The organism is Antribacter soli (genome assembly GCF_021568775.1).
GTDB lineage: Bacteria > Actinomycetota > Actinomycetes > Actinomycetales > Cellulomonadaceae > Antribacter > Antribacter soli.
Genome location: NZ_JAKGSG010000021.1, coordinates 41,667 through 60,819 on the forward strand (window position 1 = coordinate 41,667; position 19,153 = coordinate 60,819).

The window sequence follows — 19,153 nt, forward strand, 5'->3', positions numbered from 1 at the left end:
TCATCCCTGGAGCTCGACGACGGACTGGCCGATCTGCACGCCGACACCCGGCGCGAGCGGCACGATCCCCTGGATCGGCTGTTCGCCGATGAACGTGCCGTTGGTGGAGCCGAGGTCCTCGACGTACCACTGGCCGCCCTGCGGGAAGATACGGGCGTGCCGCGACGAGGAGTAGTCGTCGTCGAGCACCAGCGTGCAGCTGGGCGCGCGGCCGATGAGGATGGCCGACGCCGTCAGCGGGATCGTCGTACCCGTCAGCGGGCCCGCGACGACGACGAGCCGCGCAGGCCCGCGTCGCGGCTGCGGGGCCCGCCCCCCCGCACCGCCGGCGACCGGGGTGGGGGTGCTGACCGGCGCGGCCGCGCTCGTCATCTCGGGACGGCGGCTGCGGCGGGTCGACGACGGCTGGCGCGGGCCAGAGAGGTCACGCCGCAGGACCGCGACCGCGGAGAGCACGAACACCCATAGCAGCACCAGGTAGCCCAGCCGCAGCAGGGTGAACGTCAGCTCGCTCATGCGGGTGGATCACCACTCCTCGTTCTCGGCCCCGGAGGCCTGGCCCGTCCAGAACATGATCCTGGTGCGGCCGATCGTCAGGGTGTTGCCGTCCAGCAGCGTCGCCGCCGGGACCTGGTGCCCCTCGACGTACAGACCGTTCGTGGAGCCGAGGTCCGTGGCGATCACGCCCTCCGCCGTCACGCGGATCTCCAGGTGCCTGCGGGAGACGCCCGGGTCGTCCACCACGATGTCCGCCTCCGCGTCCCGCCCGATCACCGTGACCGGGCCGGTGAGCAGGTAGCGCTGGCCGTCGATGTCGATCAGCGGGTGGCGCACGCTCGGGCTCGCCGAGGTCGCCGGCGCGACGTTTCCCTGCACGCTCCGCGAGCGCACCTGGAAGCGGCCCGGGACCAGCTCGTACTTCTCGTCGAAGGTCACACTGACCGGCCCGACGAACGCGTAGTGCTGTGACGCCGCGTAGGTCGTGATGTTCGCGGCGAGCTCGTCGGCCAGGGTCTGTGCGCCCCAGGCCTCGATCTGCGCGAAGTCGTCCGGTGAGAGCTCGATCGTGAACTCGTTCGGTGCGACGGTACGGTCACGACCCACCACGGCGGCACGGTCGTCGATCTCCTTGCGGAGCCTGCTCGCGAGCTCGACAGGCTTCACCTCGCCACGACCCACCTTGGCGAACGCGTTGTTCATCATGCGCTCCACGCTCTTCTCGAAGCGATCAAGGGCGCCCATGCCACCTCCTTTCCCGGAGCCTGCGATCCGACGTCGTCCTTCCGGTAGGTTGTGCGGCGGTTGCCGGACGGGTACCGAAGCTTCTTCGTTGTCCTACGCCATGGTTACGGCGCGTCGCGGGCAGACTACCTAGATCGTATAGATCGGCGGGAGGCCACAGACCGGAATCCTGTGGATGTCCTGCGGATCTTCTCGAATCTTCCGGGCGAGAGATGGGCGGGCGGACTCGCACCGTACCGGACTGCGCCGGTGCCGGCGGACCACCCACGAGCACATCGGCGCGCCGGACCGGGTGATTGGCGGGTGATTCGGGAAGATCGCCCACCGATCACCCCGCAGTGATCGACCGACGAGCCTTCCCCGCCGGGGATTCTGCCCCGCGCGGGTGTGGTCGGCATCTCCCGATATGGATTCGGGATCGCAGATGGGGACGTGCTAGTCTCCTTCAGCAGCGCGCGAGTGGCGGAATAGGCAGACGCGCACGGTTCAGGTCCGTGTGCCCGAAAGGGCGTGGGGGTTCAACTCCCCCCTCGCGCACAGAGCACGACAGTGCACGTTGTAGGCAAGCGCTGCGAAGCCCCGGCTCCCCTCAGGGAGCCGGGGCCTTCGTCATGCTGGGGCCTCCCCGGGGGCGAGCCCCCGGAGCCCGCTCGGGCCGTTCGGAAGCCTGGTTTGACCGGTGTCGAGTCGTTGCCCGGAATTGCGCCACAATCTCCCCCATGCTCGACGTCTCGCTCGCTCCCGCACCGGCGCCGGACGCGCCCTTCGAGGACCACGTCTCCTGGGCTCGCAGCGCGCCTGCCGCGCCGGCGACGCCGGCCACGCTCCTCCCCGACGGCCTCGAAGCGACACCCGTCGCGGGCCGCCTGACCGAGGACCGGCCACCGTGGGACTACACCGCGACCGCCCGGGAACTCGTCTCCGGCGCTCGCGGGCCGGTGCTCGACATCGGGACCGGCGACGGCACCCTCTTCGCCGGCCTCCGCCCGCCCGCCGGGTCCGCCGCCACCGAGAGCGGGCACACGTTCCTGGCAGCCCGGCGCAGGCTCGCGCCGCTGGGCGTGGACGTCCGGCAGGTCGAGGCGGCGGCCGGAGAGGTCCTGCTCCCCTTCTTCGACGCCCGCTACGCCGTGGTGCTCAGCCGTTACGGCACGATCGACCCCGTCGAGGTTGCGCGCGTGCTCTCGCCGGGCGGCACGTTCTGCACGGAGCAGATCGACACCCGCGACGGCATCGGCATCAACCAGGCCCTCGGCGTGCCCCTGCCCTGGGACCCCGACGACGTGACCGTCGACGTCATCGCCGACGGCCTGACGGCGGCAGGGCTCGAGGTGCTCCGGACCGAGGAGCACGCGGGCGTGCGCACCTTCACGGACCTCGGTTCGCTGCTCTGGTACCTGCGCGTCGCGACCTGGCAGGTGCCCGGACTCGCCGGCCTCACGCCGTCCGCGGTGGCTCGGCACGAGGCGGCACTTCGCGCGCTGCACCTGCGGTTCGCGGCCGGCCAGGAGCTGGTCGACGAGGCGCCCCGGATCCTGGTCACGGCGCGCAAGCCGGGCTGACGGTCGCCTGGTTGACGGCCGGGCTCAGCCCGGGCAGTCCACCAGGCCGTGCCGTAGCAGGGCCCCGAGGGCGGGCGCGAGCGCGGCGGCGTCGACGTCATGGCCGGACTCCGGACCGCACTCCAGCAGCGTCACCCGGTGTGCGTGGGGCAGCGCCCGGGCGAGGGAGTCGCCCGCGGCGCGCACGAACGCGGCGCTCGCTCCGCCGTCGGCCACGAGGACCGGCTGGGTGACCTCCTGCCAGCGCGCGACGAGCGCGCCCTCGCCGCCGGTGACGGACCGCATGACCCGGCCGTCGTACGCGAGGGTGGGCGCGACCGCCTCGAGTGACGCCCACGACGGCGAGCTCCGCATCCTCGTGAGGTACCGGGCCGGCATGCCGAGGACGTCAAGGAAGACCTCGACAGCGCCGCCGGGGTCGCCCGCGCCGACTCGCTCCTCGACCCCGTGGATCTGGCGTGGGTCGGCTGCCGGCCCGCCGCTCGCGACGTCGTACGGGGCCTCGTAGGCCGCCACCGCCACGACCCGGTGGGGGCCGAGGTCAGCCGCGGCGCGTAGCGCGAGGAAGGCGCCCGACGCGACGCCGAGGAGCGCGGCCCGCCCGCCGACGGTGTCGATCACCGCGGCGAGATCCTCGATCTCGCGCTCGACCGCGTACGGCGGGGTGTCCGAGCTGCCGCCACGACCTCGGCGGTCGTACCGGACGACGACCACGGGCAGCAGTGCGGCCAGCGGGAGCACGCCCTGGAGGCGGCGCGTCAGGGCGCCGTCGACCACCACGAGGGCCTGGGCGAGGTCCGTTCGCCCGGCGGGGTCCGTCGGTCGGGTTGTGTGGGTTCGTCCGGCGGGACTCCTCCCGTCATTGGTGCTCGCCCGGCCGTTGGTGCTGGTCCGGCCCTTGGTGCTGGCCCCGTCGGTGGTCGCGTCGCTTGCGGCGGTCGTGTCGTGGGCGAGGGTGGTGCCGTCGGCCGCGGTCGTGTCGTGGGCGAGGGTGGTGCCGTCGGCCGCGGTCGTGTCGTAGGCGAGGGTGGTGCCGTCGGCCGACGTCGTCGTGGCGTCGGTGGTCGTCACGGTCATGCTGGGAGGACCGTCGGTGCGACACGGACTCATCGGCGGGGGACTCCGGCCACGCTCACCTCCGGCTCATCGGCGGGGGACTCGGGCCACCTCCGGACACGAGCCGTGTTCACCCGTGGAAAAAGGTGTTGGCGACGGGGGAGGTGCGGCGTAAGTTCGTGGGCACATGAGAAAGGAGGTGATCGAAGAGCATGAAGTTTCTTCGGACCCATGAGGTGGTCGCGCGCTAGTCGCCGCGCGACGCGTTAGCGTTTCGCGCCCTGATGAGGGGCGCGCGGGACGGGTAGCGAGTTTCTCGTGACCACCGGAGCCCGCGGGTGCCGTGCACTCGTCCAGCACGGCAGGGAGGTTCGCCTCCGGCCCGCGGGCTCTTCCATGCCTGTCGCCCGCCTCGCCTCGCCTGCGCCCGATCTCTGCACAACCGGCTCCGCCCGCGCGGGTCGCACAGGTCGCAGGGCGTTCTCGCCGGTCCCCTTTTACGGGTCCGCCCCGGCGGGCACGGCTGGCACGGCGGGCACGGCGGGCACGGCGGGCACGGCACAATGACGCGGTGACGTACCGCGTGATGACCGTGTGCACCGGCAACATCTGCCGCTCCCCGATGGCCGAGGTGGTCCTGCGCGAGCGCTTCGAGGCGGCCGGGCTCGGCGACCTGGTGGTCGTCGACTCCTCCGGCGTCAGCGACGAGGAACACGGCAACCCTGTCGACCGGCGGGCGCGGGCGGTGCTTGCGGCGCACGGTTACTCAACCGGTGACGGGCACCGCGCCCGCCAGGTGACCCCGGCTGACCTTGCCTCCCGGGACCTCGTCCTCGCGATGACGGCCCACCACGCGCGCCGGCTGCGCGCGCTGGCACCGGGCCGTGTGGCGGATACGCCGGTCGGCGCTGCGTCGGAGCCGGCGGCAGGCGGGGTGGCCGGCACCGCCTCCGAGATCCGGATGTACCGCTCGTTCGACCCCGCGGCGCCGGCGGTGCCGCCCGGCGGCTCGGAGCACGTGCTCGACGTCGAGGACCCCTGGTACGGCGGTCACGACGACTTCGAGACGTGCCTCGCGGAGGTCGAGGCTGCGGCGGACGGAGTGGTGGCGTTCGTGCGGGCAGAGCTCGCGCGGACCGGCCGGAATCCCCGCCTCGCCGAAGACGCCACCGCCTGACCCGCCACGGACCCGCCACGGACCCGTCCCGGACCCGTCCCGGAACAGCGCCCACAGCCGAGTTTTCCACAGGGTTTGTCCACACCTGTGTGGATGGATCGTCCTCGAAGCGCTGCGTGCGAGGTAGGCCGGGGGGCAGCCCTGTGGATCGTCGGCCGGGAGCCACGCGCGGGAGAGCGACCGGGCGGCATACGGTGGGATTATGGCGCGCACGACGAGGGACGGGCTGGTCGCGGTCACCGGAGCCGGCGGCCGGCTCGGTTCGCGCCTTGCGTTCCGGCTCGCCGCCGAGGGCGCACGTCAGCGGCTCGTCGTCACCGACCGCCGTCGAACGCCGCACCTCACGGATGGCCGCCCCCTTCCGGAGACGGAGGTCGCCGTCTGCCCGCCGGACGACCTCGTGGCGCTCAAGGCCGCCTTCGTCGGTGCGGACAGCGTGTTCCTCGTCGGGGGTCGCAACAGCGAGGCGGCCGTCGCCGCCGCGACGGAGGCCCGAGTCCGGCGGGTGGTCCTCGTCTCGCAGGCCGGTGCCGACCGCCACGCGATCGCGACGGGGGCCCGCGACCTGTGGCATGCCGAGGAGCGGCTCAAGGCCTCCGGCCTCGCGTGGACCATCTTGCGCACCTCGGTTTTCCACAGCTACCTCCCGGAGGCGGTGCACAACGACGTCCTGCGCGCCCCGTGCGCGGACGGTCGCGTGGCCTCTGTGGCCCACGACGACGTCGCCGACGCCGCGACAGCCGTGCTCCTCGACGAACGTGCCCACGTCCACGACCGCGCGACGTACCTGCTCACCGGCCCGGAGGCGCTCACGCTCGCTGAGGCGGCCGAGGTCATCGGCCGGACGGCGGGGCGAGCCGTGACCTACGAGCCGCAGACGGTCCAGCAGGCGTACCGGAACTGGGGCCGGCTGGCCCGGTCGGACCTCGAAGCCTGGGTCACCTGCTGCGCGGCGATCGCCGCGGGGGTCTACGAGGAGATCGGCGACACCGTCGAGCGCCTGGCGTCGCGCCCGGCCCGCTCGCTCGCCGCCTGGCTGGACGACTACCCGGCCGAGTGGGCGCTGCGGTGACTCCCAGGTGGGGCCTCGAGCCGAAGATCGACGCGCTCCTCGAGGAACGTGGCATCCACCCGGACGAATTCCACCACGAGGAGCGCAAGGAGCTGGCCCTGACGCTACGTTCAGTAGCGTGATCAGCGACTCCGACGTCGGGTGGGGGCCCGACTTCCTGCACGGCTACGAGCGGCTCACGCTCCACCTCGCCCCTGACGACGAGGGCGACGTCGTAGCGACCCTCGTTCGCCCGATGCTGCGCCCGCCCGAGGACGCGGGTCCTGCGGCCGAGCGCGCGCCGGGCGGTCGTCGCACCGAGTCTCTCGCCGAGCGGTTCGCCCGTTTCTGGCGAGACCTCTCCGCAGTGCAGGGGCCACCCGGAGTGACCGGTCCGACGTCGGGCGGCGGCTCGGCGGACGGTACGGGTGGCGTGCCCGACGCGGGCGTGGACCTGCTCTACCTCCACGGCTGGCAGGACTACTTCTTCCAGACGCACCTCGCCGAGTACTGGGAGGGTCTCGGCGTGCGGTTCCACGCCCTTGACCTGCGCAAGTACGGCCGCAGCCTGCACCAGCACCAGACCCCCGGGTACGTGACCGATCTGGCGACGTACGACGAGGACATCGAGGCGGCGCTCGCGGCCATCGGCCACGGCCTGGGGCCATCCGCGTCGGCTACCGAGACGACGTCGGGCCGACGGCTCATTCTCATGGGCCACTCGACCGGCGGGCTCACCCTCAGCCTGTGGGCGGCGCGCAACCCCGGCCGGGCGGCCGGGCTCGTGCTCAACTCGCCGTGGCTGGAGTTCCAGACGCGGCAGGTCGGCCGGCGGGTGCTCGAGCCAGGGATCGGCGCGCAGGCCGCGATCGCCCCGCGCAGCCAGGTGCTGTTCCTCGACCGCGGATTCTACGTCCGGTCCATCTCGAGCAGGCTGGACGGCGAATGGGACCTCGACGTGCCATGGCGGTCGGACGAGGCGCCCTGGAAACCGACGTCGGGCTGGCTCGCAGCAATCTTCCGCGGACACCAGCAGGTCGCGCGCGGACTCGGTCTCAACCTGCCGGTGCTGGTGCTGCTGTCGGCCCGGTCGACGGCCCCACTGCGGTGGAGCGACGACATGGTTCGGACCGACACGGTGCTTGACGTGGTGGGCATCGCGCGCCGGGCGACGGACCTCGGAAACCTGTGCACCCTCGTGCGCGTCGAGGGTGCGCTCCACGACGTGACGCTGTCCGCTCCGCCGGTGCGAGAGGTGGTGTGGCGGGAGACGACCCGCTGGTTCCGCTGCTATGTCGGTTCCGCGACCGTGGCGCCTCACGCCGCGGGCTGAGGTCGGGGGGCGGCCTGGTCTCCTCGCCCGCGCGGTGGGACGATGGGGACAGGTGTCGATGACGTCGTCCGGCACCGGAGGGAACATCATGGCAACGCACCAGAGTGCTCAGCCGCATGCCCGCCCTGGCGGGCCGTTCCTCACGCGCGACGAGCGCGTCGTCGGCATCGCGGTCGCAATCTTCGGGATGCTCCTGTCTCCCGCGATGGCCGAGGCCATCACCATCGCCGGGTGCCTCGTGCTCCTCGGCGCGGCCGCTGGGCGGGCCGGCGGGTGGAAGGGTGCGCGGACGACCGCCGTCGTCGGAGGAGCGCTCCTGCTCGGGTCGATGCCGTACTGGCTCGTCGCGGGAGCGCTCATCGTCGCGCAGTACGGGTTCTGAGGCGCAGTACGGGGTCTGAACCCGGGGTGAGCCCGGGCGGACCGGCCTGAGCGCTCAGGATGCCGGGCGGTCGATCACGCGCGACATGACGATCGCGGTGCGCGTCTTGTCGATCTTCGCGCTCGACCGGATGCGCTCCACCGTCTCCTCGATCTCCGCCATGCTCCGTGCCATGACGTGCACTATGGCGTCCGCGTCGCCCGTCACCGTGACGACGCGCACCACCTCCGGGATCGGGGCCAGGTCACGGGCGAGCGCCGTCGGCGGCATGATGCCGCGGTAGAAGACCTCGACGTACGCCTCGATGTCCCAGCCCAGGGCGTGTGGGTCGACCTGCACCGTGAACCCGGCGATCTCGCCGCGCGCCACCATGAGGTCGACCCGCCGCTTCACCGCCGGGGCCGAGAGCCCCACGGCGTCGCCGATCTTCTGGTACGTGGCGCGGCCGTCCCGCAGCAGGTAGCCGACGATGCGGCGGTTGGTCTCGTCCACGGCGGACTCCTGTCCACGTCGGGCCCGGGTGGTCAGATGGGCGATGAACGAATCGTTCACCACGAGGACGCGTGTCGCAAGAAATGCTGACCATCTGCGCAACGGATCGTGGTTTGTTGCGCAACGGGCCGATCCTACGGTGGAGGCCATGACGCTGAGCCCCACGCACACCGCCGTTGCCAGCCCCGCCGGGAGCCCGGAGACCGAGGCCTCGCGCGCGGCGACCCCGCGCCACTACCTCATGTGCCCGCCGACGTACTTCGACGTCGTGTATGCGATCAACCCGTGGATGGACCCGACGAGCGGCGTCGACACGGCGCGCGCCGTCGCGCAGTGGGAGGAGCTCAAGGCGACGTACGAGGCGCACGGCCATCAGGTCGAGGTCGTCGACCCGGTGGCTGACCTGCCGGACATGGTCTACGCGGCGAACGGCGGCGCCGTCGTCGGAGGGCGCGCACTCGCCGCGCGGTTCGTCCACGCGGAGCGGCGCGCCGAAGGCCCCGCCTACGAGGCGTGGTTCTCGGGGCCGGGCGCCGTCGTCGGGCTGAAGAGCCTCGGTCAGGCGGTCGAGCTCAACGAGGGTCAGGGGGACTTCCTGCTCGCCGGGGACGTCCTGCTCGCCGGCACCGGCTTCCGCACCACCCTCGCGGCGCACGCCGAGGCCGCCCGGCTGCTCGACGTCGAGGTCGTCACCCTCGAGCTGGTCGATCCGCGTTACTACCACCTCGACACGGCGCTCGCCGTGCTCGACGACGGAGCCGTCTCCGGTGAGCGGACGCTCGCCTGGTATCCGCCGGCGTTCAGCTCCCGCTCACAGGAGGTGGTGCGTGACCTGTTCCCGGACGCGATCGTGGCGAGCGACGAGGACGCCGCCGTCCTCGGGCTCAATGCCGTGTCGGATGGCCGGCACGTGTTCCTCACCGACCGGGCGACGGGCTTGCACGAGCGCCTGCGCGAGCGCGGATTCGAGCCCGTCGGGATCGACCTGTCCGAGCTGTTGAAGGGTGGCGGTTCGGTGAAGTGCTGCACGCTGGAGCTCGACCTTCCGCGCTGATGCGGCATCGGACGCGGGACCCGGGCGTACCGCGCCGCCGCCGAGCCGGACCGGGTTGATGGCTCGCCAGGCGCAGCGATGCTGCCCCGCGTGCTGAACCGTGAGTGCGGCCTTACCAGGGCCGCCACCAGGGCTTCTTCTCGCTCGTGGCGCGATCGCTCGTCGTCTGCAGGTCTGGATTCCCCCGCCTGTCCGACGCCGGCCGCTCGCGTCCTCGGGACGGTGACGCTCCGGCGTCGGCGGTGCGGGCCGCGCCCGCCGCGCGGTCGGTGCGGTCGGTGCGGGCCTTGCTGTCCGGGCCTGACCGGGCCGCCCTGCGTGTCGCGCGGCGCTGCCGCCAGCGGGCGACCTCCTGGTCGACGTCCCGGGTCGGCGTGACGACGGGCGGGCCACCCAAGAGCTGGCGGCGCGCGTCGATCACGCGGGCGTTGAACTCCTCGACGATCTCGCGGACACGCTCCTCTTGAGCCTCCCTGTCGAGCGCCTCGTCCAGCTCGGCGTCGTCCTTGCGGAGCTGGGCTGAGGGCAGCACGCCGGTGATCTGCTCACGCTCGACGAGGTTCTTCAGCCACCAGTCCGGGTCGTGAGCGCCGCTCTTCAGGCTGGGGATCGGCTTGCCATGCAGCGGCAGGTTGTCGAACTCGCCGCGCCGGATCGCCTGGTCGATCACCGTGTCGACATAGCGTGAGCGTTCATCCATCCGGATGCGTCGCGGGCCGCCGGGGACCCCCTCCGTTGCGCCGGGGTCGTCGTCAGCGTCCCGAGTGTCCCCAGCGTCCTGGGTGCTCGCGGCGTTCCGGACGCCGCGGCCTGTCCCCGCCCGCCCGGGTTCGGTTGCACTCTCTGCAGCCTCGCGCGCGGCCTCCCGGTCCACGCGGTACTGCGCAGCCCTGCGCACCGGGTCGTCCTCGCGATCCTCGCCTCGTCCCGCCATGAACCCACGGTACCTGCGGTCGAAATGCATCGGAATGGCACTGAATGCGCCGCTACGACGGTGTCCCCGGCTGGCGGCCCGCCTCGAAGGTGACCGGCCACTGGCGGCCCTGAAGCATTGGCTGCCCCGACGGCTTGCCCGGTGCCGCTGACGGCTAGGTGCTCGGTGCCGGGGTGACCTGTGTTGCGTGCCCTGTGCCAGGTGCCGGGGTCACCTGTGCCGCGTGCCCTGTGCCAGGTGCCCGCTGCCCGGTGCTTGCGGCCCGGACGCCTTGCTGCCGGTGCTCCACTGTCAACAGGCAGCGGGCCCCTGCGGCTGCCCACGATGGGGTCGAGTTCGGAGTGAGCGGCGATTGCACGGACTCATGCCGCGGCCGTGTGTTCGCGGTATCCCGTGATCGGTTTGCCGTGGCGGTCGGTGAAGGCCCACCCGCTGGTGCTGCTCATGCCGTCCTCTCTTGCACCGATCGGCTCCTCGCTGTTCGGGCGGCCTCCCCAACGCATGCTGATGCGACCGGTGTCGACGAGCGTGTGGTGATGCCGGCACAGGAGCGCGGCGTTGCGGACCGAGGTCTCCCCTCCGTCTGCCCAGTGGCGTTCGGCGTGATGCACGTCGCACCGGCCGGGCGGCTGGTCGCAGTCCGGGTAGACGCAGTGCTGGTCACGGGCGATGACGGCGCGGCGGAGCTGCCCGGTCACGGTTCGCTGGGCCCGACCGACGTCGAGGACCTGCGAGTCCGGGCCGAACACGACCCGGGTGACCTCGCTGTCGCACGCGAGCTTCCGCAGGAGCGATGGTGGGACGGGTGTGCCAGTCTCGGTGAAGTAGGCGGGCAGTCCGGGCCTGCCGGAACGGCCAGGCTCCCCCGGCCGACCAGGCTCGCCAGTGCCAGTGCCAGTGCCAGTGCCAGTGCCAGTGCCAGTGCCAGCCATGGCCTGCAGCTCCGACCAGGAGACGGTGACAGCGAGGTGCGGGCGCACGGCGGCCCCCGTGCCGGTGTGGCCGTTGTCCAGGACGGTGCGGGCGACATCCGCCAGGGCCGCAGCACGACGCCGGCTCGCGGTGCGGTCGTCGGCGGCCGTCGGGGCGCCCATGACGGAGGCGAGCGCGGTAGCCAGAGCCAGGCCGTTCTCGTCGGTGAGGAAGCCGGCCACGTGATAGCCGCCGAACGTCTTTGCCAGCTCGAGGAACTCGCGGTCGACGGCATCCTTGTAGCCTCGGTCGTCCGACTCGGGGTCGGTGATGCGCGCGAAATGCTGAACCAGACGACGGAACGGCGAGGGCTTGCTCGCGACGGCCAGGCGGAGCAGGCGCTCCTCGCCCGTCACCGGCTCGCTCGCAGGGTCCTCGGGGTCGACCGCACGGCCGGCGAGGGCCTCGCGGCGGGCCTCCGACGTCGGGCCGCCGTCGACGAGGATCCTCAGGTGGTCAGGGCCGATCCGGCCGGTGGCCGCGGCCTCGAGGGTCGCGGGCAGGTGTTCGCACAGGGTGGTCGCGGTTCGGACCTCCCGCTTCGCGGTGCCCACCTCGACGTTCTCAGCGGTGGCGAGCCAGGACGCGAACGTACGGGCTCCGCGCACGGCCCACATGCCCTCGGCCTCGATCCGGGGCAGCCACGCCAGCCGGGCTGTCTGCAGCCGCGACGCGACGGCACGGACTCGCGGAGAGGCCGCGGTCAGCCGGACCGCCAGCCCCGAGACGACCGACCCGGCGGCGTCCGCGGCGTCGAGCGCGGACGGCCCGGCGACCGCGACGAGCTCCTCGGTGAGGCGTTCCAGGTCGGCCAGCACGGCCTCGAGGGGACGCGCGCCGGGCGTCGCCGTCTCGCTCGCCGTCCCGCTTGCCATCTCGATTGCCATGCCACCTCCCTGGTGCGTTCGATCCTCGTCCGGAACCCCTTGGGCGACTCTATCGAACGGCTGTTCGTGATGCATGGCAGGATTTGATATTGTGGACAACTTCTTTATGAAGGCTCTTGTGGTCGACCTCCGACCCGCGGACCGTCGTCAACGCGACCCGGCCGGAGCGGTGGGCGAGCCGGCGAGGGCATGATGGCCCGTATGAAGGTCTCGCGCCGGTCCCATGTCCCGCCGTTCGCCGTCATGGAGGTGCTCGCGGCCGCGAACGCGCGGCGCGCCGCCGGGGAGGACGTGCTCAACCTCTGCGCCGGGGAGCCGTCCACGGGCGCATCGGACGTGGTGCGCGAGCGTGCCGCCGAGCTGCTGCGCACCGCCGACCTCGGCTACACGGAGGCGATGGGCGTGCCCGCGCTGCGGGCCGAGATCGCTGGCCACTACCGCCGCTGGTACGACGTGGAGGTCGACCCGGCGCGGATCGCGGTGACGACGGGTTCGAGCGGCGGGTTCCTGCTGACGTTCCTCGCGGCGTTCGACGTCGGCGACCGCGTCGCCCTGGCCCGGCCGGGCTACCCGGCGTACAAGAACATCCTGGCGGCGCTCGGCTGCGAGGTCGTCGAGCTCGACTGCGGCCCGGAGACCCGCTACCAGCCGACGGTTTCGCAGCTCCAGGAGGCGTACTACGGCGGCGGGCTGGACGGCCTCGTCGTCGCGAGCCCGGCCAACCCGACGGGCACGATGATCACGCCGTCCGAGCTGGCCGCCGTCGCCGAGTGGTGCGCGGAGCACGAGGTGCGCCTCATCAGCGACGAGATCTACCACGGCATCGCGTACTCGGACGAGGTGTCGCAGGCGACGGCCGCCACGTACACCGACCGCGGTGCCGTTGTCGTGAACTCCTTCTCGAAGTACTGGGCGATGACGGGGTGGCGACTCGGCTGGCTCGTCCTCCCCGACGAGCTGGTGGCACCCGTTGATGCCCTCGCCGGCAACGTCGCGCTCTCGCCGCCGGCGCTCGCGCAGCATGCGGGCGTCGCGGCCTTCTCGCCGGAGGGCTACGCGGCCGCTGCCGCGAACGTCGCGCGTTACGCGGCGTCGCGGGAACGCCTGCTGGACCGGCTCGACGAGCTCGGCTGGCGGCCCGTCGCGCCCGCCGACGGCGCGTTCTACCTGTACGGGAACATCGACTGGACCGGCCTTGACTCCGTCACGTACTGCGAGCGGCTGCTCGCCGAGGCGAACGTCGCGATCACGCCGGGCACCGACTTCGACGGCGTGCGCGGCCGCGACTGGGTGCGGCTGTCGTTCGCGGCGGCGCCCGACGTCGTCGCACGGGCGACGGACCGCATCGTCGCCTGGCACAAGACGCTCTGAGGCGACGGCCGGGCCCGGGTTCGCGAGCAGACGGCGGCCGGCCGGTGGCCGGCGAGGCGCGCGGCTAGCCGCGCCGCCGCAGGACCTCGGGCAGCACCATCCAGAGGAGGAGCAGGACTGCGAGCACCGCGCTGCCGGCGACCATTCCCGCCGTGCGCCCGACGACGAAGTCGAAGATCAGCAGCGCCGTGCCCGTCACGGTCAGCGCGAGCACGAGGAGCGCGGCGCGCGTGATGCGGTCGCCGACCGTGACGACGCTCATCTTGAGGTGCTTGCGGAAGAGCGATCGGTGCACGCTGACAGGCCCGACGATCAAGGCCGTGGCGGTGACGGCCGCGACGACCAGGATGAGGTAGACCGTCAGCTGGTACTCGTCGAGCCGCGTGAACCGGGGCTGGAACGGGAGCGTCAGCAGGAACCCGGTGAGGATCTGCACGCCGGTCTGCATGACCCGCAGCTCCTGCAGCAGCTCGTTCCAGTTGCGGTCCGCCCGCTCCTCGGGGGTCTCCTTCCGCCCCTCGGGCCCCAGCGATCGCGACGCCGGGCCATCGTCCGTCATGGCCACCTCCGGTCGGTGCCTCGAACCGCGATCCTGGTCATGCCATCATCGCCGCACGTCGCCGTCCTCGCGTGCCCGGCGGCTTGGCAGCCCGGCAGCGGCGGCTTCGCAGCCCGGCAACACAGCAAGACCAGCGTGTCAGAACACCGGCCTGCCGCCGGTCACGCCGAGCACGGCGCCCGACACGTACGACGCCGTCGTCTGCGACGCGAGGAACACGAACGCGGGCGCGAGCTGGGCAGGCTGTGCCGCGCGCCCCGGCGGGGTGTCCTGGCCGAACGTCGCGACCTTCTCCTCGAACTGCGTCGCCGGCTGCAGGGGTGTCCACACCGGACCGGGCGCCACTGCGTTGACCCGGATGCTGCGGGGGACCGACCTCCGCCGCGAGGTTCACGGAGAAGTTGTTGATGGCGGCCTTCGTGGCGGCGAGCCGGGCGGCACCTGCTGCTGCGGCGGAAACTGGGTCTGGTCCTGGTTCACGTCGTCCTCCGTCGTCGTGAGACGCCCGGTCCGGGGACTCGACTTCGGTGGCCGCTCCTCGACCGCATCCCACGCTAGACCGGGCGGCTTCCGGTCGCTCTCAGGGACCGGGAACCTCGACGATTCACTGCGACCAGCGCCGGTCGCGGGACCCGGATCGGCTAGATCTTGCGGGTGAGCGGGGAGAACGTCTGCTGCTTTTCGTCTGGCCATCGAGTACTGTCGAGAAGCACCGGTTCCGACGCCCGCCTCGCGCGGGTGGTCTTGCTCAGGGTCGAGCAGCGGCCCCTAAAGCGCCTAGGACGGGGGAGAGAAGTGAACTCCATCGCGCAGCTCAACGAAGTTCCGCCTCTCGACGATGCCGTGGAGGCAGCCCTGGCATCCGGTGACCGGCCGCCCGTCGGCCGGTACCGCCTCGACCTCGCTACCGGCCGCTGGAGCTGGTCGGACGAGGTGTACGTCATGCATGGCTTCGAGCCGGGCGAGATCGTCCCCACCACGCAGCTCATGCTTTCGCACAAGCACCCGGAGGACCGGTCGCGTGTCGACGGCCTCCTGCGGTCGGCGGCGTCCACCGGCGAGCCGTTCAGCTCGGTGCACCGCATCTACGACGCCAACGGCAAGATCCGGACGCTCGCGGTCACGGGACAAGGACGTCGCGACCCGGAGAGCGGGAAGGTCGTCGAGCTCATCGGGTACTTCATCGACGTCACCGAGGCCCAGCGTGAGGCCGCGCAACGGGAGGCGACGGCGTCGATCCGGGCGTCCGCCGAGCGTCGCGCCGCGATCGAGCAGGCCAAGGGCGTCCTGATGGTCGTCTACTGCATCGACGCAGACGAGGCGTTCGCGCGCCTGCGCCATGCCTCGAACCACGCGAACGTCCCCGTGCGAGACCTCGCTTCGTGGCTCGTGAACTGGTTCTCCCGGCCAGGGGTCATGGCGTTCCCCGGCGATCAGGAGGTCTCCGACTTCTTGGCCGACCCCGTCCCTCCTGGGAACGGCGCGGCCCCGGTCGGCAGTTCCTCGCCCCTCGCCGCCGCCGGCTGAGCCAGACAGCGGCGATCCGGTCAGTCATCGTCCGACCGTGAACCGCAGTCCCAGATGGTCCACCGTCGCGGGGAGCGGGTCCCGTGCGAGGTAGCGTGACCGGCCCTCGAGGTCCAGGTTGCCACCCGCCACCAGCCGGGTGAGCCAGCTGGAGGCCACCAGCAGCACGAGATCACGCCCGGCGCAGGCCGCCGGCCCACCACTGAACGGGACGATCCCCCGGTCGTCCGCAGCGCGGCCGTCGGACCAGGCGCCGGGCGTGAACTCGTGCGCGAACGGCAGCCTGCGCTCGTCCCGGTGGAAGAACGCGCTCACGATCGCGAAGCCCGTCCCCGCCGGCAGCTCGCGCGCACCCCAGACCGTCGGCTCCGTCGAGTCCCGCAGGATCAGCAGCGTGGTCGGCCACAGTCGGACCGCCTCGAGCACGGCCGCGCGGGACGCCGGGAGGAGGGGCGGGTGGTCCGACGTCGGAGGGATCACCTCGGCCAGGACCGCCGCCCGGGCCTCGGGCCGGGAGGCGAGCACGGCCAGCGCCCGGAAGACCGTGCTGCCCGCGGCGTCGAACGCGAAGAGCCAGTGAGGCACCTGGCCGGCCGGGTCGGCGATGCCGGTGGTGCCGTCCTGCTCGGCGCGGGCGAGCGCGCGCCCGAGGAGCGTCCGCGGCGGGGCGGCGCGCGCGTACAGGCGGATGCGGGAGTCGAGGTCCCGCCGAAGGCGCTTCCGCCGCGGGTGCAGGTACGACCAGTTCGCCGCGCGTCGCAGAGCGGTCAGCGTGTCGGTGAGCGGCGTGTCGTCACGGGCCGTCGGCCCGAGAGTGATCTCCCGCGCGGCGCGCGTGAACGCGTCGGTGAACGCCGCCCAGTCGAGGATGCCGCGCTCGCGGGCCCTGGCGAGCAGCCCGTGCGCCTCCCGGTCGACGACCTCCAGGATGAGGTCGGCGTCGCCGTGGACGGGCCGGCCGGTGTCGAGCGCGGCCTCGTTGACCGGGCGGCGCACGGTGCGTCCGGCCGCCGTGGAGACGAGCACGCCGTGCGGCACGAACTGGTCGAGGGCGCCGCGCTTCTCGCGGGTGGCCGCCGAGAAGGGGACGGGAGTTCCCTGGAGGAGGCGGGCGACGTCGTCGGCCTCCGTCACGACGACGATGCGGCGAGGTCCCAGCCGCAGGACCAGCGGCGCGCCGCCGTGACGGTCCCGCAGCGAGCCGAGCGTCCGGACCAGGTCGCGATCCACCTGGCGCCGTTCGGCCCACGCGGTGACCGCGGGCCGGCGCATGATCGCGCCCTCGGCGACCAGCGGGCCCAGCACCTTGCGGAGCACGAGGAGGGTCTCGGCGGGGCCGAGGTCGACGGGCGTCCGGCCGAGGGCGGCGTGCGCGGGCATGGCGTTGCTCCTCCGGTGGGGCGCAGGTCCGTCCGACGGCGTCGGTGTCCGTCGTCAGACACGGTGCGCGCGCTGTGCGGCACTCGCACCTCGGACCGGTTCCGCCCGCCCCGCGTGCGACGCGCGTGTGATTCCGTCTCCTCCTATCGTGAAAAGACGTCTCGAGACGCGGGGCGCCGACCGGGATGACCACGTAGGACGGCCGCAGGACGAGTTCGTCAAGACGTTCGGCGAGCACGCACTGCCACGACTGAAGGAGACCTCATGACCACGGCTACGACGCCCGGTGAAGGGTCGGCCCTGCTCATGGGCGCTCGCGCCCTCGAGAGAGAAGAGACGCTCGACGGCATCGGCGCGGTGATCGGGAAGGTCGCCGGCATGGTCCTGCCGCGGGGCGAGGCGCTGCAGATCCTGCGCGGCAAGGGCTTCGGCCATGCCCTGCACCCCGTGCTCACCGACCTGCCGCTGGGCTGCTTTACGGCGGCCGCAATGCTCGACCTGGCGGGGCCGCACCGGTACGCGGATGCCTCGCGCCGCCTGATCGGCACCGGCCTCCTGTTCGGGGTGCCGACGGCGTACACCGGCCTCGCCGAATGGACGCGCACCTCCGGTGGCTCGCGCCGGGTGGCCACGGCCCATGCCGCGCTCAATTTCACGGTGACCTTGTCGTATCTCACGTCCTGGATGCTCCGGCGCCGCGACCACAAGGTGCTCGGGATGTGGGCGAGCTTCATGGGCGGCTCGGTGGCGATCGTCAGCGGCTACCTGGGCGGCCACCTCACGCTGGTGCTCAAGGAGCCGGTCGAAGGTCCGGTCGAGGGGGAGTGAGCGTCACGTCCACGACCAGCGCCCGATGGTCTGATACGCCCGTGTCCACGGACTGCGCCTCGCCGGCCGCGACCACGTCGCCGTCGGCGAGGACGTGGTCGATCTGGAAGCGGGGCCGGGCCGCCGGGTAGGTCGGGGCCGTCGCGAGCGGGCGCAAGCCCGTGACCTGCGCGGGGATCTCACCACGGAGGTTGAGGTCGCCCAGCAGGACGAGCGGCCGGGGCGCAACGCGCAGCGCGACGTGGAGGTAGCGCAGCTGGAGCACGTTGTGGCCGGGACCGTGGCTCGCCTGGTCGTGCCCGGGCCGGCTGTGTCCTGCCTGCTGGACCCGACCCGCTGAGAGGTGCGTGCACACGACGGTGAGGGGGCCGTCGGGCGTGTCGAGCTCCGCGGCCAGGGCCGCACGCGGTTCGTCGCGCGCCACCTGGCCGCGGGCGAGCAGCCACGGGACGGCGAGCGGCAGGCGCAGGCGGTGCCACGCCCGCACGGGGTGGCGGGAGAGGAGGGCGATGCCGTAGCCCGGCACGTCCGGCGGCTCGTCGCCGCGTGCCCGTCGTCGTGCGCCCCAGACGTCCACGGGGCCGGCGACCGTCGGGACGAAGCGGTGGTCGGCCGCGCCCACAGCCTCCGCCGCCACGGCCGCCAGGTCCGAGCGCCCGGAGCGGGCCTGCCACCGGTCGACCTCCTGCAGGGCCACGACATCGGCGTCGAGCGCCGCGACGGCCCGTGCCAGGCGCCCCGCGTCCACGACGCCGTCGGCACCGAGACCGTGCTGCACGTTGAAGGTGGCGAGGCGGATCATCGTGCCGAGTCTCCCGGTTCGTCCGGGCTCTCGCCAGGGGGCGGTCCCGGCGTCCTGGCCCCGCGGTCCTAGGCGCTACGCGGCAGTCCCACAGCCCCGGGTGGCGGCTCGACGGCCCCGCGCGCCGCCCGACAAGGGAGCTAGGCGGCTTCGGCGTAGGCCGGCTGCTCGACGGCGGAGCCCGCCTCGTCCTGGTGCCTCGCGCGGGACCGCGCCCGGCCGAGCGCGAAGACCGCGCTCGCCCCGATGACCAGCCACGCCATGTTCGCCGCCGCCGACGGCCAGACGCCGTTGACGGCCGCGACCGCGAGCATCGCCGCGGCGCCGGCGAGGTTCGTGAGCTGGAACGCCAGCGAGTCCGCGCTCCAGCGCCCGCGGCTGACCATGGCGTAGGCCAGGATGCCGGCGAAGGCGCCGATCCAGCCGAGCGTGGTGACGACGGTCATGAGCGTGGACATGGAACAGGACTCCGAGGGCGTGACGAGCGAGGGTGGGGAGAGAGGTGTGGGCGCCAGCCCCTTGAGGAGGGTGAAACCGGCCGGCG

General features: G+C 72.7%; 20 protein-coding genes, 1 tRNA gene and 1 pseudogene. 11 read left to right on the top strand and 11 right to left on the bottom strand.

The genetic code is table 11. The features are described from left to right. Both L1785_RS05730 and L1785_RS05735 read right to left on the bottom strand, forming a co-directional pair. On the bottom strand, positions 1 to 516 hold the full coding sequence (locus tag L1785_RS05730) for an FHA domain-containing protein FhaB/FipA (protein ID WP_236088242.1): 516 nt from the start codon (positions 514 to 516) through the stop codon (positions 1 to 3). Between the two features lie 9 nt (positions 517 to 525). After that, positions 526 to 1,242 (bottom strand): FHA domain-containing protein, encoded by a 717-nt coding sequence (locus tag L1785_RS05735; RefSeq protein WP_236088243.1) that lies wholly within the window; start codon positions 1,240 to 1,242, stop codon positions 526 to 528. Between the two features lie 453 nt (positions 1,243 to 1,695). Here L1785_RS05735 and L1785_RS05740 point away from each other — a divergent pair. Together L1785_RS05740 and L1785_RS05745 are read left to right on the top strand one after the other, a co-directional pair. Continuing rightward, positions 1,696 to 1,779, top strand: a tRNA-Leu gene (locus tag L1785_RS05740). Positions 1,780 to 1,961: 182 nt separating this feature from the next. Continuing rightward, positions 1,962 to 2,804 carry a class I SAM-dependent methyltransferase gene (locus L1785_RS05745; RefSeq protein WP_236088244.1) on the top strand — a complete coding sequence of 281 codons (843 nt, stop codon included), beginning with the start codon at positions 1,962 to 1,964 and terminating at the stop codon, positions 2,802 to 2,804. Between the two features lie 24 nt (positions 2,805 to 2,828). On the opposite strand, the gene L1785_RS05750 is transcribed toward L1785_RS05745, so the two are convergent. Then, positions 2,829 to 3,881 carry an alpha/beta fold hydrolase gene (locus L1785_RS05750; RefSeq protein ID WP_236088245.1) on the bottom strand — a complete coding sequence of 351 codons (1,053 nt, stop codon included), beginning with the start codon at positions 3,879 to 3,881 and terminating at the stop codon, positions 2,829 to 2,831. Between the two features lie 550 nt (positions 3,882 to 4,431). On the opposite strand from L1785_RS05750, the gene L1785_RS05755 reads away from it, so the two are divergent. From L1785_RS05755 to L1785_RS05770, 5 genes are all read left to right on the top strand, one after another. Further along, entirely contained in the window at positions 4,432 to 5,037 is a 606-nt protein-coding gene (locus L1785_RS05755; RefSeq protein ID WP_372461797.1) for a low molecular weight protein-tyrosine-phosphatase, read from the top strand. A gap of 202 nt (positions 5,038 to 5,239) precedes the next feature. Next, the gene (locus tag L1785_RS05760) at positions 5,240 to 6,109 is read left to right on the top strand and encodes an NAD(P)H-binding protein (RefSeq protein ID WP_236088246.1); all 870 of its coding nucleotides are present in this window, start codon (positions 5,240 to 5,242) and stop codon (positions 6,107 to 6,109) included. Next, entirely contained in the window at positions 6,106 to 6,231 is a 126-nt protein-coding gene (locus L1785_RS22745; RefSeq protein ID WP_268914899.1) for a hypothetical protein, read from the top strand. Before L1785_RS05760 ends, L1785_RS22745 begins: the two co-directional genes overlap by 4 nt. Continuing rightward, positions 6,228 to 7,421: an alpha/beta hydrolase gene (locus L1785_RS05765; protein WP_236088247.1), complete on the top strand. Its 1,194-nt coding sequence runs from the start codon at positions 6,228 to 6,230 to the stop codon at positions 7,419 to 7,421. The genes L1785_RS22745 and L1785_RS05765 overlap by 4 nt, the downstream gene beginning before the upstream one ends. A gap of 88 nt (positions 7,422 to 7,509) precedes the next feature. Continuing rightward, a complete protein-coding gene (locus L1785_RS05770; RefSeq protein WP_236088248.1) occupies positions 7,510 to 7,803 on the top strand; it encodes a hypothetical protein in 294 nt (97 codons plus the stop codon). A gap of 54 nt (positions 7,804 to 7,857) precedes the next feature. Here the strand turns inward: L1785_RS05770 and L1785_RS05775 are convergent, their stop codons facing one another. Beyond that, positions 7,858 to 8,295 (bottom strand): Lrp/AsnC family transcriptional regulator, encoded by a 438-nt coding sequence (locus tag L1785_RS05775; RefSeq protein WP_236088249.1) that lies wholly within the window; start codon positions 8,293 to 8,295, stop codon positions 7,858 to 7,860. Positions 8,296 to 8,443: 148 nt separating this feature from the next. Between L1785_RS05775 and ddaH the strand changes: the two genes are divergently transcribed. Beyond that, complete coding sequence (gene ddaH, locus L1785_RS05780; RefSeq protein WP_236088250.1) at positions 8,444 to 9,349, top strand: dimethylargininase; 906 nt, start codon at positions 8,444 to 8,446, stop codon at positions 9,347 to 9,349. A gap of 112 nt (positions 9,350 to 9,461) precedes the next feature. Here ddaH and L1785_RS05785 read toward each other — a convergent pair whose 3' ends face one another. Both L1785_RS05785 and L1785_RS05790 read right to left on the bottom strand, forming a co-directional pair. After that, positions 9,462 to 10,049 (bottom strand): DnaJ family domain-containing protein, encoded by a 588-nt coding sequence (locus L1785_RS05785; RefSeq protein WP_236088251.1) that lies wholly within the window; start codon positions 10,047 to 10,049, stop codon positions 9,462 to 9,464. Between the two features lie 596 nt (positions 10,050 to 10,645). Then, positions 10,646 to 12,142: an HNH endonuclease signature motif containing protein gene (locus tag L1785_RS05790; RefSeq protein ID WP_236088252.1), complete on the bottom strand. Its 1,497-nt coding sequence runs from the start codon at positions 12,140 to 12,142 to the stop codon at positions 10,646 to 10,648. Between the two features lie 201 nt (positions 12,143 to 12,343). Here L1785_RS05790 and L1785_RS05795 point away from each other — a divergent pair, with 201 nt between their 5' ends. Next, positions 12,344 to 13,513, top strand: a complete 1,170-nt coding sequence (locus L1785_RS05795) for a pyridoxal phosphate-dependent aminotransferase (protein ID WP_236088253.1) — start codon at positions 12,344 to 12,346, stop codon at positions 13,511 to 13,513. Between the two features lie 64 nt (positions 13,514 to 13,577). Here the strand turns inward: L1785_RS05795 and L1785_RS05800 are convergent, their stop codons facing one another. Beyond that, positions 13,578 to 14,072: a DUF6328 family protein gene (locus tag L1785_RS05800; RefSeq protein WP_236088254.1), complete on the bottom strand. Its 495-nt coding sequence runs from the start codon at positions 14,070 to 14,072 to the stop codon at positions 13,578 to 13,580. A gap of 138 nt (positions 14,073 to 14,210) precedes the next feature. Next, positions 14,211 to 14,499: pseudogene (locus tag L1785_RS05805) on the bottom strand (SDR family oxidoreductase); the annotation flags it as partial. Between the two features lie 368 nt (positions 14,500 to 14,867). Here L1785_RS05805 and L1785_RS05810 point away from each other — a divergent pair. Continuing rightward, positions 14,868 to 15,599: a PAS and ANTAR domain-containing protein gene (locus tag L1785_RS05810; RefSeq protein WP_236088255.1), complete on the top strand. Its 732-nt coding sequence runs from the start codon at positions 14,868 to 14,870 to the stop codon at positions 15,597 to 15,599. A gap of 24 nt (positions 15,600 to 15,623) precedes the next feature. Here the strand turns inward: L1785_RS05810 and L1785_RS05815 are convergent, their stop codons facing one another. Continuing rightward, positions 15,624 to 16,979, bottom strand: coding sequence for a cytochrome P450 (locus L1785_RS05815; protein WP_236088256.1), 1,356 nt, complete (start codon positions 16,977 to 16,979; stop codon positions 15,624 to 15,626). Between the two features lie 264 nt (positions 16,980 to 17,243). Between L1785_RS05815 and L1785_RS05820 the strand changes: the two genes are divergently transcribed. Further along, positions 17,244 to 17,807, top strand: coding sequence for a DUF2231 domain-containing protein (locus L1785_RS05820; protein ID WP_236088257.1), 564 nt, complete (start codon positions 17,244 to 17,246; stop codon positions 17,805 to 17,807). Here the strand turns inward: L1785_RS05820 and L1785_RS05825 are convergent. Both L1785_RS05825 and L1785_RS05830 read right to left on the bottom strand, forming a co-directional pair. Then, positions 17,770 to 18,609, bottom strand: coding sequence for an endonuclease/exonuclease/phosphatase family protein (locus L1785_RS05825; protein WP_236088258.1), 840 nt, complete (start codon positions 18,607 to 18,609; stop codon positions 17,770 to 17,772). The two genes, L1785_RS05820 and L1785_RS05825, sit on opposite strands and share 38 nt — an antisense overlap. 140 nt (positions 18,610 to 18,749) lie before the next feature. Beyond that, entirely contained in the window at positions 18,750 to 19,067 is a 318-nt protein-coding gene (locus L1785_RS05830) for a CBU_0592 family membrane protein (protein WP_236088259.1), read from the bottom strand. Positions 19,068 to 19,153 lie beyond the last annotated feature (86 nt).